We start from the raw sequence: 15,057 nt of genomic DNA, 5'->3' as shown, positions 1-15,057 counted from the left end.
CTCTTTTTTAAATTTTAGATGCCTTGTAAAAGGCTATACTTTTCTTTCAAAATTACCACGAGGTAGATGCAATGTTAAATAGCTTATACTCAGGAAATCGTCTTAGAGTTGACTTCTCTAATGTCGTTAAAGAGATAGACGTTCCGAACCTACTACAACTACAAAAAAAGAGCTTTGATAATTTTTTAAATCTAAATAACAATCAGACAGAAAGCGGTATCGAAAAAGTTTTTAAGTCGATTTTTCCTATACATGATCCGCAAAATCGTTTGACTTTAGAATATGTTAGCTCAGAGATTGGAAAACCAAAATATACAATCAGAGAGTGTATAGAAAGAGGTCTTACATACTCTGTAAATTTAAAAATGAAAATACGCCTTATCGTCCATGAGAAAGATGATAAGACCGGTGATAAAGTTGGTGTTAAAGATATAAAAGAGCAAGAAATTTTCATACGTGAAATTCCGTTGATGACAGATAGAATTTCATTTATTATAAATGGCGTTGAACGTGTTGTTGTAAATCAACTTCATAGAAGCCCTGGCGTTATCTTTAAACAAGAAGAGAGTGCGACAGTTGCAAATAAACTTATCTATACAGCTCAAATAATCCCAGATCGTGGCTCTTGGTTGCACTTTGAATATGACACAAAAGATATTTTATATGTTAGGATAAATAAGCGCAGAAAAGTGCCTGTAACTATCTTGTTTAGGGCATTAGGATATAAAAAACAAGACATTATTAAGCTATTTTATCCGATACAAAATTTAGTTATTAAAAATAATAAATTTTTAACTCTTTTCAATCCAGAGGATTATCTAGGAAGAGTTGAGTATGATATAAAAAATGAAGAGGGTGATGTTCTTCACCAAGCTGGCAAGCGTCTAACAAAGAAAAAAGCTGATAAATTAATAGAAGATGGCGTTAAATTTGTCGAGTATCCGATCGAAGCACTTATTGGTAGATATTTGGCAAACCCTGTGATAAACACAGAAAGCGGCGAAATTTTATATGATACACTATCTGCTCTTGATGAGAATAAACTTGCCAAAATTTTAGCTGAGTATGAAAGTATCGAGATCATAAACAACTCTGCAGCCGGTGTTGACGACGCTATTATAAATTCATTTATCGCTGACAATGATATGCTTAAAGTTCTAAAACAAACTGAGGGTGTTGATGATGAAAATGACCTTGCTGCGATTAGAATTTATAAGGTTATGAGACCTGGCGAGCCAGTAGTTAAAGAGGCCGCAAAAAGCTTTGTAAATGATATATTGTTTAACCCTGAAAGATATGACCTAACAAAAGTTGGTCGTATGAAGATGAACCACAAGCTTTCGCTTGATGTGCCAGAGTATGTTACTTTGCTAACTAGCGAAGATATCATCAAAACTGCAAAATATCTTATAAAAGTTAAAAACGGACAAGGCCACATTGATGACCGCGATCACCTTGGCAACCGCCGTATAAGATCTATCGGTGAGCTACTTGCTAGTGAGCTTCACCTTGGTTTTGTTAAGATGCAAAAGGCTATCCGTGATAAATTTACAAGTCTAAGCAACAATACTGATGAGATCATGCCTTATGATCTTATCAATCCAAAAATGATCACAGCGACAATTATGGAATTTTTCACAGGCGGTCAGCTAAGCCAGTTTATGGATCAGACAAACCCACTTAGTGAGGTTACTCACAAGCGCCGTCTATCTGCGCTTGGCGAGGGTGGCTTAGTAAAAGAGCGTGCTGGCTTTGAGGTGCGTGACGTTCACCCAACTCACTACGGCAGAATTTGTCCGGTTGAGACTCCAGAAGGTCAAAATATCGGTCTTATTAACACCCTTTCAACTTATGCAAAAGTAAATGACCTTGGCTTTGTTGAAGCGCCATATAAAAAGGTCGTTGATGGCAAGGTAACTGATGAGATAGTTTATCTAACTGCAACTCAAGAAGAGGGCAATGTTATCGCCCCAGCATCAACTAAACTTGATGAAAATGGACATATCGTTGAGGACTTGATCGAGGTTAGAAAAGAGGGCGAGATGATGCTTGCTCGTAGAGAAGATGTTACCCTGATCGACCTTTGCTCTGGTATGATAGCTGGTGTTGCAGCTTCGCTTATCCCATTTCTAGAGCACGATGACGCCAACCGTGCGCTTATGGGATCAAACATGCAACGTCAAGCAGTGCCGCTACTTCGTTCAACTGCCCCTATTGTTGGAACAGGCATGGAGAGCGTTATCGCAAGAGATGCTTGGGAGAGCGTAAAAGCAAAACGAGGCGGCGTGGTTGAAAAGGTTGATAATAAAAATATCTTTATCCTTGGTGAAGATGAAGCTGGTCCATATATCGATCACTACTCTTTAGAGAAAAATTTAAGAACAAACCAAAATACGACATTTTCACAACATCCGATCGTTAAAAAAGGCGATGAGATCGTTGCTAATCAAATCATAGCTGATGGTCCAAGTATGGAAAAAGGCGAGCTAGCTATCGGTAAAAACGCACTAATCGCGTTTATGCCTTGGAATGGCTACAACTACGAGGATGCGATCGTTATTAGTGAAAAAATGATACGTGAAGATGCCTTTACAAGCGTTCATATCTATGAAAAAGAGATCGAAGCTCGTGAGCTAAAAGACGGCGTTGAAGAGATAACAAAAGATATACCAAACGTCAAAGAAGAGGAGCTTATGCACCTTGATGAAAGCGGTATCGTTAAAATCGGCACAGAGATCAAGCCTGGTATGATTTTAGTTGGCAAAGTATCGCCAAAAGGCGAGGTTAAGCCAACTCCAGAAGAGAGGCTACTTCGTGCGATCTTTGGCGAAAAAGCTGGCCACGTGGTAAATAAATCACTCTATGCTTCAGCTTCAATGGAAGGCGTTGTTGTTGATGTTAAAATTTTTACCAAAAAAGGTTATGAAAAAGATAGCAGAACAAACAAGGCTTATGAAGAGGAGAAGACACTTTTAGAAAAAGAGCACCACGATAGACTACTTATGCTAGATCGCGAAGAGATGCTAAAAGTCACAGCGCTTCTATCTAAAAACCCACTAGCGAGCGATCAAGAGGTAAATAAAAAAGAGTATAAAAAGGGCTCAAAGATCAACAAGGCTGACTTTGAGAATATCAACAGATTTACCCTAAATGCTATAGTAAAGAGCTTTTCAAAAGATATCCAAAAGAAATATGATGAGCTAAAAAATTACTTCCAAAACGAGAAGAAAAAGCTCAAAGAAGAGCACGACGCTAAGATAGAAATTTTAGAGAAAGATGACATTTTACCAAGCGGTGTTGTAAAACTTGTAAAAGTTTATATAGCTACAAAACGCAAACTAAAAGTTGGCGATAAGATGGCTGGACGTCACGGTAACAAAGGTATCGTTTCAAACATAGTTAGAGAAGTCGATATGCCGTATCTTCCAAGCGGTCAGATCGTAGACATCGTGCTAAACCCACTAGGCGTTCCAAGCCGTATGAACATCGGTCAAATTTTAGAGAGCCACCTTGGTCTTGTTGGCTACCGCTTAGGCGAGCAGATCAATGAAATTTTTGAGACTAAAAAAGGTGAGTGGATAAAAGAGCTAAGAGCTAAGATGATAGAGATCGCAAGTGTTGCTAAGCTAATGGACGCTAAAAAAGCTCTTGGTAAGATGAATGATGAGAAGCTTCTTGAGTATGCAAAAGATTGGAGTAATGGCGTAAGATTTGCAACTCCGATTTTTGAAGGCGTTAAAGCTGACGAATTTGCAAAATTATTTGAGATGGCAAAGATAGATAGCGATGGTAAAACTGAGCTATATGACGGACGCACAGGCTCAAAGATAAGAGAACGCGTTAATGTTGGTTGTATGTATATGCTAAAACTTCACCACTTGGTTGATGAAAAAGTTCACGCAAGAAGTACTGGACCATACAGCCTTGTTACACAACAACCAGTCGGCGGTAAGGCGCTATTTGGTGGTCAAAGGTTTGGTGAGATGGAGGTTTGGGCACTTGAGGCTTATGGTGCTGCTCATACACTAAGAGAGATGCTAACTGTAAAATCAGATGATGTTGAGGGAAGACTTTCTGCTTACAAAGCTTTAACAAGAGGTGAAAACGTTCCTGAGACTGGTATCCCTGAGACGTTCTTTGTTCTAACAAACGAGCTAAAATCACTAGCTCTTGATGTGGAAGTATATGATGAGGATGAGACAAATGAAACTAACTAATTTAAAACCAGTTGAGATAAAAGAAGAGCATAGACCTCGTGATTTTGAAGCTTTCCAACTTCGTTTAGCAAGTCCTGAGAAGATAAAATCTTGGAGTTATGGCGAGGTTAAAAAACCAGAAACTATCAACTACCGCACGCTAAAACCTGAGCGTGACGGTCTGTTTTGTGCCAAAATTTTTGGACCGATCCGTGACTACGAGTGTCTTTGTGGCAAATATAAAAAGATGCGTTATAAGGGCATCAAGTGCGAAAAGTGCGGCGTTGAAGTAACAACATCTAAAGTTCGTCGTTCTCGCATGGGTCACATCGAGCTTGTAACTCCAGTGGCTCACATCTGGTATGTAAATTTCTTGCCAAGCCGTATAGGTGCGCTTCTTGGTATCAAGATGAAAGACCTCGAGCGCGTACTTTACTATGAGGCGTATATTGTTGATAATGCTGGCGAGGCTTATTATGACAATGAAAATTCTAAAAAAGTTGAAAAATATGACGTTTTAAACGAAGAGCAATATCAAAGCCTGGCTTCAAGATATGAAGAAACTGGCTTTAGCGCTAGAATGGGTGGCGAGGTCATCTATGATATGCTAGCTGAGCTTGACCTAACTCAAATTTTAAATCAGCTACAAGAAGAGATGGAGGCTACAAATTCTGAGGCCAAGAAAAAGACTATCGTAAAACGTCTAAAGGTTATCGAGAGCTTTTTAAATTCAGGCAACCGCCCAGAGTGGATGATGATAACAAATTTACCAGTTCTTCCGCCTGATCTTAGACCACTTGTTAATCTTGATGGTGGTAAATTTGCTGTTTCGGACGTAAATGATCTATATCGCCGTGTAATAAATAGAAATAGCCGTCTAAAACGCCTGCTTGAGCTTGACGCACCTGAGATCATTATAAGAAACGAAAAGAGAATGCTTCAAGAGGCTGTTGATGCGCTATTTGATAATGGCCGCAGAGCAAATGCAGTAAAAGGTGCAAATAAACGCCCACTAAAATCACTAAGCGAGATCATTAAAGGTAAGCAAGGCCGCTTCCGTCAGAATTTGCTAGGTAAGCGTGTTGATTTCTCTGGACGTTCTGTTATCGTCGTTGGTCCAAAGCTAAAGATGGATCAGTGCGGTCTTCCAAAGAAGATGGCTTTAGAGCTATTCAAGCCACATTTGCTTGCTCGCCTTGAAGAAAAAGGCTATGCGACAACCGTTAAGCAAGCTAAAAAGATGATAGAAGATAAGACAAATGAGGTTTGGGAGTGCTTAGAAGAGGTTGTTAAAGACTATCCAGTCATGCTAAACCGTGCTCCAACACTTCACAAGCTTTCTATCCAAGCGTTTCACCCAGTGCTTGTTGAGGGCAAGGCGATCCAGCTTCACCCACTAGTTTGTGCGGCGTTCAACGCTGACTTCGACGGTGACCAAATGGCTGTTCACGTACCACTATCTCAAGAGGCTATCGCTGAGTGTAAAATTTTGATGCTTAGCTCAATGAACATCTTGCTTCCTGCAAGTGGTAAGGCTATCACAGTCCCTTCACAAGATATGGTTTTGGGAATTTATTACCTAAGCCTAGAGAGAAATGACGAAAAAGGTGCAAATAAAATTTTCTCAAGCGTTGATGAAGTAATGATCGCTGAAGAGGCTAATACTCTTGGCCTTCACGCTAAAATTAAGACAATGGTTGATAACAAGATCATCTTTACAACGGCTGGTCGCTTGATCCTAAGAGCGATACTACCTGATTTTGTCCCTGAAAATATGTGGAATAAGATCATGAAGAAAAAAGACATTGCAAATTTGGTTGATTATGTTTATAGAAATGGCGGCCTTGAAGTAACGGCTGACTTCCTTGATAAGCTTAAAAATTTAGGCTTTAGATATGCTACAAAAGCGGGAATTTCTATCTCTATCGCAGACATCATCGTGCCAGATAGCAAGCAAAAATATATCGACGAAGCTAAGAAAAAAGTTCGTGAAATTCAAAAACAATACGGTGCCGGTCTTTTAACAGATAGTGAGAGATACAATAAGATCATCGATATCTGGACTGATACAAACAATAGTGTTGCAAGTGAGATGATGAAGCTTATCCAAAATGATAAGGGCGGATTTAACTCAATTTATATGATGGCAGACTCTGGTGCGAGAGGTAGTGCAGCGCAAATTCGTCAGCTAGCCGGTATGCGTGGTCTTATGGCAAAACCAGATGGCTCGATCATCGAAACACCGATCATTTCAAACTTCCGTGAAGGTCTAAACATAATGGAGTACTTCAACTCAACCCACGGAGCTAGAAAAGGTCTTGCAGATACCGCGCTAAAAACTGCCAATGCTGGTTACCTAACAAGAAAGCTGATTGACGTTGCTCAAAACGTTAAAGTCACAATGCACGACTGCGGTACTCACGAAGGTGTTGAGATCACAGATATCACAGAGAGTGGCGAGCTAATAGAGAGCCTTGAAGAGAGAGTATTAGGCCGTGTTTTGGCAGATGATGTGATCGATCCTATAACAAATGAAATTTTATTTAGTGAAGGCACTTTACTTGATGAAGAGAAAGCTAAGGCTATAACAGAAGCTGGCATAAAATCAGTAAGTATTAGAACACCTATCACGTGCAAGGCGCCAAAAGGCGTTTGCGCAAAATGCTACGGCTTAAATTTGGGTGAGGGCAAACTTGTAAAACCAGGCGAGGCTGTCGGTATCATCTCGGCTCAATCAATCGGTGAGCCAGGTACTCAGCTAACGCTAAGAACATTCCACATTGGTGGTACGGCTTCTACTGAGCAACAAGACCGCCAAGTCATCGCTCAAAAAGAGGGTTTTATTAGGTATTACAACCTTAGTACATACGAGAACAACGGCAAGAAAATCGTTGCAAACAGAAGAAGTGCAGCTGTGCTACTTGTTGAGCCAAAGATAAAATCAACAATTGATGGTAAAATCGAGATCGAATATGCTCACGAAGACGTAAATATCGTTATCAAAGGCAAAAAAGAAGAGATCAAATATACTATCAGAAGAAACGACCTTGCTAAACCAAACGAACTAGCTGGCGTTAGCGGTAAGATCGAAGGCAAGATGTATATCCCTTATGCAAATGGCGACAAGGTAAAAGAGAATGAGAGTATCGTCGAGATCATAAAAGAGGGCTGGAACGTTCCAAATCGTATCCCATACGCAAGTGAGCTTAAAATTTCAGACGGCGATCCAGTAACTAGAAAGATCACCGCAGATGCAAATGGTGTGGTTAAATTTTTCATACTAAAAGGTGACTTCCTTGATAGACTAAAAGATATCAAAAAAGGTCACAAAGTAACTGAAAAAGGCTTCTTTGTTGTCGTTTCTGACAAGGACGGACGTGAGGCAGTTCGCCACTACATCCCAAGAAATTCTATCATCCAAGTATCAGATAATGATGCGGTAGAAAGAGCGACAGTGGTCTCACTACCTGAAAAAGATGACAAGCTAATAATCGCTGAGTGGGATCCATACTCAACTCCAACTATCGCAGAAGAGGCTGGTGTGGTTATCTTTGAGGATATCGAGCCAGGATATAGCGCGACTGAGCAAGCTGACGAGGCAACTGGTCAAAGACGTCTTGTTATCAACGAGTATTTGCCAAGTGGCGTAAAACCAGCGATCATTATCACTACAAAGAGCGGACATTTGATCAAGTATCCGCTTGATCCAAAAACTGCGATCTTTGTTTCAAGTGGCGATGAAGTGGCACAAGCTGACATCTTGGCTAAGACTCCAAAAGCTGTTGCTAAATCAAAAGACATTACTGGTGGTCTTCCAAGAGTTAGTGAGCTATTTGAAGCAAGACGTCCTAAGAATACAGCTATCGTTGCAGAGATCGATGGCGTTGTTAGATTTGACAAGCCACTTCGCTCAAAAGAGCGCATCATCATCCAAGCAGAAGATGGCACGACGGCTGAGTATTTGATCGAGAAGAGCCGCCAGATCCAAGTAAGAGACGGCGAATTTGTCCATGCTGGCGAGAAACTAACAGACGGACTTATCTCAAGCCACGATATTTTAAGAATTCTTGGTGAAAAGGCGCTTCACTACTATTTGATCAGTGAAATTCAGCAAGTTTATCGCCGCCAGGGTGTTGCGATCGCTGATAAGCATATCGAGATCATCGTTTCTCAAATGCTTCGCCAAGTCAAAATCGTCGATAGTGGAAATACAAATTTCATCGTTGGCGACATGGTTTCAAGAAACAAATTTAAAGAAGAGAACGAGCGCATCATGAAAATGGGTGGCGAGCCAGCTATCGCTGAGCCGATCCTTCTTGGTGTCACAAGAGCGGCTATCGGAAGTGATAGTGTGATCTCTGCTGCGTCATTCCAAGAGACAACTAAGGTCTTAACAGAAGCGTCAATCGCTGCTAAATTTGACTATCTTGAAGATCTAAAAGAGAACGTCATCCTTGGACGTATGATCCCAGTTGGTACTGGTTTTTACAAGGACAAAAAGATAAAGATCAAAGAAAACTAATATATTAAGCCCCGCTTTTGGGGCTTAAACCTCTCATAAATTTACCCACTTAAATTTAGAAAATTTCAAAATTTACAAGCCATTAATCAATATTAAATAAAATCCATGACTAAAAATATGTAACGGAGATATTATGAAAAATGTCGATCTTGGACTCTTATTTCTACGCCTAGGTCTTGGAATTTGCCTTTTTATGCACGGCTTTGGGAAAATTTTACACGGAGTTGGCGGTGTAAAGAGCATTTTGGTTGATGCTGGGCTACCTAGTTTTCTGGCATATTTTGCCTATCTTAGCGAGGTCTTAGCCCCTATAATGATCGCTGTTGGCTTTTACTCAAGGCTTGGCGCGCTCCTAGTTTTTGGCTCTAGTCTTGTCATTTTGTATTCATATTTTGGTTTATCAAATTTACTTGAACTAACTAATGTAAATGGCTTTAAAGCAGAGCTTATATATCTTTATATCGCTATATCACTTTGCATCGTCTCGACTGGTAGTGGTAAATACGCTATCAAGCAAGACTGATCTAAATTTGGCACATATTAAATGTGCTAAATTTTCACACATTTTATTTAAATTTTAATTTTATTTTATTTTTTTATAACAATTTAAGTTTCTAGCCTTTAAATTCAAAAATAACTCAAATTTAAAGGACACATGATGAACTCTATAAAAAAAGAGCCTTCGTTTCTGCTGGCCCTTACGCCTATTTTGGTTATGATCGTAGGCCTTGCGCTTGGCGTTGGTTATATGAAACTAAAGGTTGAGCCGATCATTTTGATAGCAGCCCTCGTGGCTGGTGGCATCGCTTGGAGGCTAGGATATAGTTGGAGCGAGCTTCAAGAAGGGGTGATAGAGAAAATTTCTAGCTCATTGCCAGCGCTTATGATACTTTGGGCAGTCGGTCTGCTTATTGGCTCGTGGGTATTTTCAGGCACCATCCCTATGATCATCTACTACGGCGTAGATCTTATAAGTCCGCAGTATCTAGTCCTAACTGCTTTTGTCATCGCAGCTATCATCTCAACCGTAACTGGCACATCTTGGGGTTCTGCTGGCACAGTTGGCGTCGCTATCATGGGCATAGCTCAAGGTCTTGATGTAAATTTAGCAGCAACTGCTGGTGCGGTAGTCGCAGGAGCATACTTTGGCGATAAGCTCTCCCCACTCTCAGACACGACAAACCTAGCTCCGATAGCAGCTGGCTCAGAGCTTTATGAACACATCAAACACATGTTTTATACGACCATCCCAGCAACTATCGTTGCGGTAGCAGCTTATCTATTTTTTGGAAGCGAGGCTGCAAGTAGTGGCGCAAATGTTTCAGAGTCGGTTTTGGCGCTTCAAGGTCAGCTTGATAAAATTTTTCACTGGAACATCATCTTGCTTTTGCCTGTGTTTTTTGTCTTGGCTGGCTCGGTGCTAAAGTGGCCAACGATACCTGTAATGATCATCGCTTCTCTATTTTCAGTGCTTCTTGGAGTTATAGTTCAAGATTTTAGCTTTAAAAATGGCTTTATCTCAGTGATGACTGGCTTTAACGTCACTATGAGCGGCATTAATATGGAGTTTTCAAAAGATATCACTAAACTTCTAAATAGAGGCGGCGTGAGCTCTGTAAACTCAACAACTATCCTAGTCATCTGCGCTATGGGCTTTGCTGGCATCATCTCAAAAACCGGCATGCTTACAAAGGTGCTTCACACTATTATGGCGAAGGTCAAATCAGCAGCAGGCGTCATCATCTCGACTATTGGATCATGCTTAACTGTCGCATTTGTCACAGGTAGCTCATATCTTTCTATCCTTATCCCTGGCGAGATGTTTAAGGACTTTTATAAAGAGAAAAATTTAGCAGCCAAAAACCTATCAAGAACACTTGAAGATTCTGGCACCGTTATCGTCCCACTCATCCCTTGGTCAGCAGCAGGCGCATATATGACAGCTACACTTGGTGTGCCAACGGCAGATTATTTGCCATGGGCGATACTAAACTACATGGGCGTTGTCTTTGCTATCATTTTAGCAATCACTGGCATCGGCATAGCTAAGATAAACAAGGATGCCAAATGATACTTATAAAAAACGCCAAAATTTACTCGCCAAAATTTCTAGGTAAAAAAGATATATTTATATGTAATGGCAAGATCGTCTGCATAGCTGAAAATATAGAGCCAAATTTGCCAAATGTAAAGGTGATCGATGCTTTAAATTTAATAGCCATACCAGGTCTTGTTGATAAGCACGTGCATATCACTGGAGGCGGCGGAGAGGGCGGCTTTAAGACTAGGGTGCCTGAGATCATGCTTTCAAATTTAATAGAAGCTGGCATAACGACAGCAGTTGGCCTACTTGGAACTGACAGCACGACAAGAAGCGTTGAAAATTTGGTCGCAAAAGCACACGCACTAAACGACGAGGGTATCACATGTTATGCTCACACGGGCGCATATAGCTCTAAAACGCCAACTATAACTGGCGAGATCGAAAAAGATATTGTCTTTGTTGATCCGATAATTGGCACCAAGCTAGCCATAAGCGACCACCGCTCATCAAGTGTAAGCAAAGATGAGCTCGCTCACATCGTTTCAGCCGGCAGGGTGGCTGGTATGATCAGCTCAAAGTCAGGACATACCACGCTTCACATGGGTGATGGCAAGAAGGGTTTAAATTTGATCTACGAAGTGCTAAATGAGTACGACATGCCGATCACACTATTTCAGCCAACGCACGTAAATAGAAACGAGGAGCTTTTTAAACAAAGCTTTAAATTTATAAAAGACGGCGGTTATATCGACTTTACCTGCATGCCAGGACTTACGCCACTTGAGGCTGTAAAGCGCATCAAAAAAGAAAATTTACCGACAAATAAGATAACCATCAGCTCAGACGGCTTTGGTAGCTACTCTAGTTATGATAGCGACGGAAATTTACTAAAAATTGGCATCGCTAGCGTTAAGAGCCTATATGAAGAGTTTATAAATTTTGTAAAAGATGACTTTAGCATCGAGGAGGCGTTGCCATATTTTACGACAAACGTGGCAAAAAGCGTGGCCTTGCAAAACAAAAAAGGCGAGATAAAGGAAAATTACGATGCAGATATTTTGCTAATCGATGAGAAATTTGAGATTAAATTTGTCGTTGCAAAGGGTGAAATTTTAAAAGATGACAGTGGTTTTATAAAAAAAGGAACTTATGAATAAGTCTAACTTATTAACCGTTATTTAAGCTTTTTTTAAATAAAATTAGGTCTTTTTAATAAATTTAGTTGAAAGGAATTATTGTGCCAACCATAAATCAATTGGTCAGAAATGAACGCAAGAAAGTGACTGTTAAGTCAAAATCTCCAGCGTTAAAAGAGTGCCCTCAAAGAAGAGGAGTTTGCACTAGGGTTTATACTACAACTCCTAAAAAACCAAACTCAGCTTTGAGGAAAGTTGCCAAAGTTAGGCTTACAAGCGGTTTTGAAGTCATCAGCTATATCGGCGGTGAAGGTCACAACCTACAAGAACACAGTATAGTTTTAGTTCGCGGCGGTAGGGTTAAAGACTTGCCAGGTGTTAAATATCACATCGTTCGTGGCGCACTTGATACTGCTGGTGTTGCAAAAAGAACAGTTTCTCGTTCTAAATATGGTGCAAAACGCCCTAAAGCTGGCGCTGCTGCTCCAAAAAAGTAAAAAATTAGGTTCGCAGACGTTGCTTAAATTTGCAAATGTTTGAGTAAAATTTCATAAAAATTTGAAGGAAAAATCAAAATGAGAAGAAGAAAAGCTCCTGTAAGGGAAGTTTTACCTGATCCGATTTACGGAAATAAAATAATCACTAAATTTATTAATTCTCTTATGTATGATGGCAAAAAAAGCGTTGCTACAGAGATAATGTATGGTGCTATTAAAGCTATCGAAAAGAAAAATACTGAGGTTAAAGGCATCGACGTTTTTAACGACGCTATCGAAAATGTAAAACCTATTTTAGAAGTTAAATCACGCCGTGTTGGTGGTGCTACTTATCAAGTACCAGTTGAGGTTCGCCCAGCTCGCCAACAAGCTCTTGCTATCCGCTGGCTTATAACTTTTGCTAGAAAAAGAAGCGAAAGAACAATGGTTGATAAACTAGCAAATGAGCTTTTAGATGCGGCAAATTCAAAAGGTGCATCTTTCAAGAAGAAGGAAGATACTTACAAGATGGCAGAGGCTAATAAAGCATTTGCTCACTACCGCTGGTAAGAAAGAATTAGTATGGCAGAGAGAAAAACGCCTTTACATAAGGTAAGAAATATCGGTATTGCGGCTCACATTGATGCTGGAAAAACAACTACCAGTGAGAGAATTTTGTTCTTCACTGGTATGAGCCATAAAATAGGTGAGGTTCATGATGGCGCTGCTACTATGGACTGGATGGAGCAAGAAAAAGAGCGTGGTATTACTATTACATCGGCTGCAACTACAGCGTTTTGGAAGGGTTATCAAGTAAACCTAATCGACACTCCGGGACACGTTGACTTTACCATCGAAGTTGAGCGTTCTATGCGTGTTCTTGACGGTGCTGTTGCGGTATTTTGTTCTGTTGGTGGTGTTCAGCCACAGTCTGAAACTGTTTGGAGACAAGCAAATAAATATCACGTACCAAGAATCGTTTTTGTCAATAAAATGGATAGAATTGGTGCAAATTTCTTTAGAGTTGAAGAGCAGATCAGAGAAAGATTAAAAGCAAATCCAGTACCTATTCAAATTCCTATCGGTGCAGAGGATAACTTTAAAGGTGTGGTTGATCTTGTAAGAATGAAAGCTTATGTTTGGAATGACGAGAAAAAGCCAACTGACTATGTAGAAGAAGAAATTCCGGCTGAAGTTAAAGATAAAGCTGAAGAATACCGCGCAAAACTAATCGAAGCTGTTTCTGAGACAGACGATAGCTTGATGGAGAAATTCTTTGCAGGTGAAGAGCTAACTGAAGAAGAGATCAAAAAAGGTATAAAAGCAGGCTGCTTAAGAATGACTATCACACCTATGCTTTGCGGAACTGCGTTTAAGAACAAAGGCATCCAACCTCTACTTGATGCTGTTGTTGATTATTTACCAGCTCCAGATGAGATCGCAGCGATAAATGGTGTTTATGAAGATGGTACTGAAGTGACTGTTGAAAGTACAGATGATGGCGAATTTGCCGCTCTTGCGTTTAAGATTATGACTGACCCATTTGTTGGACAGCTAACATTTATCCGTGTTTATAGAGGAAGCCTTGAAAGTGGTAGCTACGCTTACAACACAGTTCAAGACAGCAAAGAGAGAATCGGCCGCTTACTAAAAATGCACTCAAATAAACGTGAAGAGATTACTGAGCTTTTTGCTGGTGAAATCGGTGCTGTTGTTGGTCTAAAAAATACTCTAACCGGCGATACTCTCGCAAGTGAAAAAGATAAAGTTATCCTTGAGAGAATGGACTTCCCAGAGCCAGTTATTAGCGTTGCAGTTGAGCCAAAAACAAAAGCAGATCAAGAGAAGATGGCGATAGCTCTTCAAAAACTAGCTCAAGAAGATCCAAGCTTTAGAGTTAGCACTGATGAAGAGAGCGGACAAACTATTATTAGCGGTATGGGTGAGCTTCACCTAGAGATCATTGTTGATCGTATGCTTCGCGAATTTAAAGTTGATGCTGAAGTTGGTCAGCCACAAGTTGCTTACCGCGAGACTATCCGTAAGGCAGTTGAACAAGAGTATAAGTATGCTAAACAATCAGGTGGTCGTGGTCAATACGGTCACGTATTCTTACGCATCGAGCCACTTCCAGCTGCTAGCGGATTTGAATTTGTTAACGATATCAAAGGTGGTGTTGTTCCAAAAGAGTACATCCCAGCTGTTGAAAAAGGTTGTAAAGAAGCGCTTCAAAGTGGTGTTCTTGCTGGATATCCAGTTGAAGATGTTAAAGTTACACTTTTCGATGGTAGTTACCACGAAGTTGACTCATCTGAAATGGCATTTAAACTTGCTGCTTCAATGGGCTTTAAAGAGGGCGCTAGAAAAGCAGGTGCGGTTATCCTTGAGCCTATGATGAAAGTTGAAGTCGAGACTCCAGAAGAGTATATGGGTGATGTTATTGGTGACCTCAATAAGCGCCGTGGCCAAGTAAATTCAATGGATGATAGAAATGGTGTAAAAATCATTGCAGCTTATTGTCCGCTAGCTCAAATGTTTGGCTACTCAACAGATCTTCGCTCAATGACTCAAGGTCGTGCGACTTACTCTATGGAATTTGATCACTACGAAGAAGTTCCTAAAAACGTAAGTGAAGAGATCATTAAAAAGAGAAATGGCTAATTAGCCAAAAATAGGGCAGAGC

General features: G+C 40.3%; 8 protein-coding genes. All 8 read left to right on the top strand.

Annotation, left to right across the window (positions count from 1 at the left end; genetic code table 11):
* Nucleotides 1-71 precede the first annotated feature (71 nt).
* The 8 genes from rpoB to fusA all read left to right on the top strand — a co-directional run bounded on the left by rpoB (nt 72) and on the right by fusA (nt 15,035).
* Nucleotides 72-4,217 (top strand): DNA-directed RNA polymerase subunit beta, encoded by a 4,146-nt coding sequence (gene rpoB, locus CYP26_RS09945; protein ID WP_103631270.1) that lies wholly within the window; start codon nt 72-74, stop codon nt 4,215-4,217.
* Nucleotides 4,204-8,718, top strand: a complete 4,515-nt coding sequence (rpoC, locus tag CYP26_RS09940; protein WP_103631269.1) for a DNA-directed RNA polymerase subunit beta' — start codon at nt 4,204-4,206, stop codon at nt 8,716-8,718. The genes rpoB and rpoC overlap by 14 nt, the downstream gene beginning before the upstream one ends.
* Before the next feature lie 133 nt (nt 8,719-8,851).
* Complete coding sequence (locus tag CYP26_RS09935; RefSeq protein WP_103631268.1) at nt 8,852-9,241, top strand: DoxX family protein; 390 nt, start codon at nt 8,852-8,854, stop codon at nt 9,239-9,241.
* 135 nt (nt 9,242-9,376) lie between these two features.
* Nucleotides 9,377-10,789 (top strand): Na+/H+ antiporter NhaC, encoded by a 1,413-nt coding sequence (gene nhaC / locus CYP26_RS09930; protein ID WP_103631267.1) that lies wholly within the window; start codon nt 9,377-9,379, stop codon nt 10,787-10,789.
* A complete protein-coding gene (gene iadA, locus CYP26_RS09925) occupies nt 10,786-11,919 on the top strand; it encodes a beta-aspartyl-peptidase (protein WP_103631266.1) in 1,134 nt (377 codons plus the stop codon). Before nhaC ends, iadA begins: the two co-directional genes overlap by 4 nt.
* 80 nt (nt 11,920-11,999) lie before the next feature.
* Nucleotides 12,000-12,395: a 30S ribosomal protein S12 gene (rpsL, locus tag CYP26_RS09920; RefSeq protein WP_002941121.1), complete on the top strand. Its 396-nt coding sequence runs from the start codon at nt 12,000-12,002 to the stop codon at nt 12,393-12,395.
* Between the two features lie 78 nt (nt 12,396-12,473).
* A complete protein-coding gene (gene rpsG / locus CYP26_RS09915) occupies nt 12,474-12,944 on the top strand; it encodes a 30S ribosomal protein S7 (protein ID WP_103631265.1) in 471 nt (156 codons plus the stop codon).
* Between the two features lie 12 nt (nt 12,945-12,956).
* Nucleotides 12,957-15,035: an elongation factor G gene (gene fusA, locus CYP26_RS09910; RefSeq protein WP_087583697.1), complete on the top strand. Its 2,079-nt coding sequence runs from the start codon at nt 12,957-12,959 to the stop codon at nt 15,033-15,035.
* Nucleotides 15,036-15,057: the final 22 nt, after the last annotated feature.

The organism is Campylobacter concisus (assembly GCF_002913225.1).
Lineage (GTDB): Bacteria > Campylobacterota > Campylobacteria > Campylobacterales > Campylobacteraceae > Campylobacter_A > Campylobacter_A concisus_J.
Note: the sequence above shows the minus strand (reverse complement) of the source record. Positions and strands in the feature narration are given on the sequence as shown.

Excerpts from the sequence above, each read along its gene's own strand:
- nhaC (WP_103631267.1), top strand. The coding sequence starts at position 9,377 with ATGAACTCTATAAAAAAAGAGCCTTCGTTTCTGCTGGCCCTTACGCCT.
- CYP26_RS09935 (WP_103631268.1), top strand. The coding sequence starts at position 8,852 with ATGAAAAATGTCGATCTTGGACTCTTATTTCTACGCCTAGGTCTTGGA.
- rpoC (WP_103631269.1), top strand. The coding sequence starts at position 4,204 with ATGAAACTAACTAATTTAAAACCAGTTGAGATAAAAGAAGAGCATAGA.
- iadA (WP_103631266.1), top strand. The coding sequence starts at position 10,786 with ATGATACTTATAAAAAACGCCAAAATTTACTCGCCAAAATTTCTAGGT.
- fusA (WP_087583697.1), top strand. The coding sequence starts at position 12,957 with ATGGCAGAGAGAAAAACGCCTTTACATAAGGTAAGAAATATCGGTATT.
- rpoB (WP_103631270.1), top strand. The coding sequence starts at position 72 with ATGTTAAATAGCTTATACTCAGGAAATCGTCTTAGAGTTGACTTCTCT.
- rpsG (WP_103631265.1), top strand. The coding sequence starts at position 12,474 with ATGAGAAGAAGAAAAGCTCCTGTAAGGGAAGTTTTACCTGATCCGATT.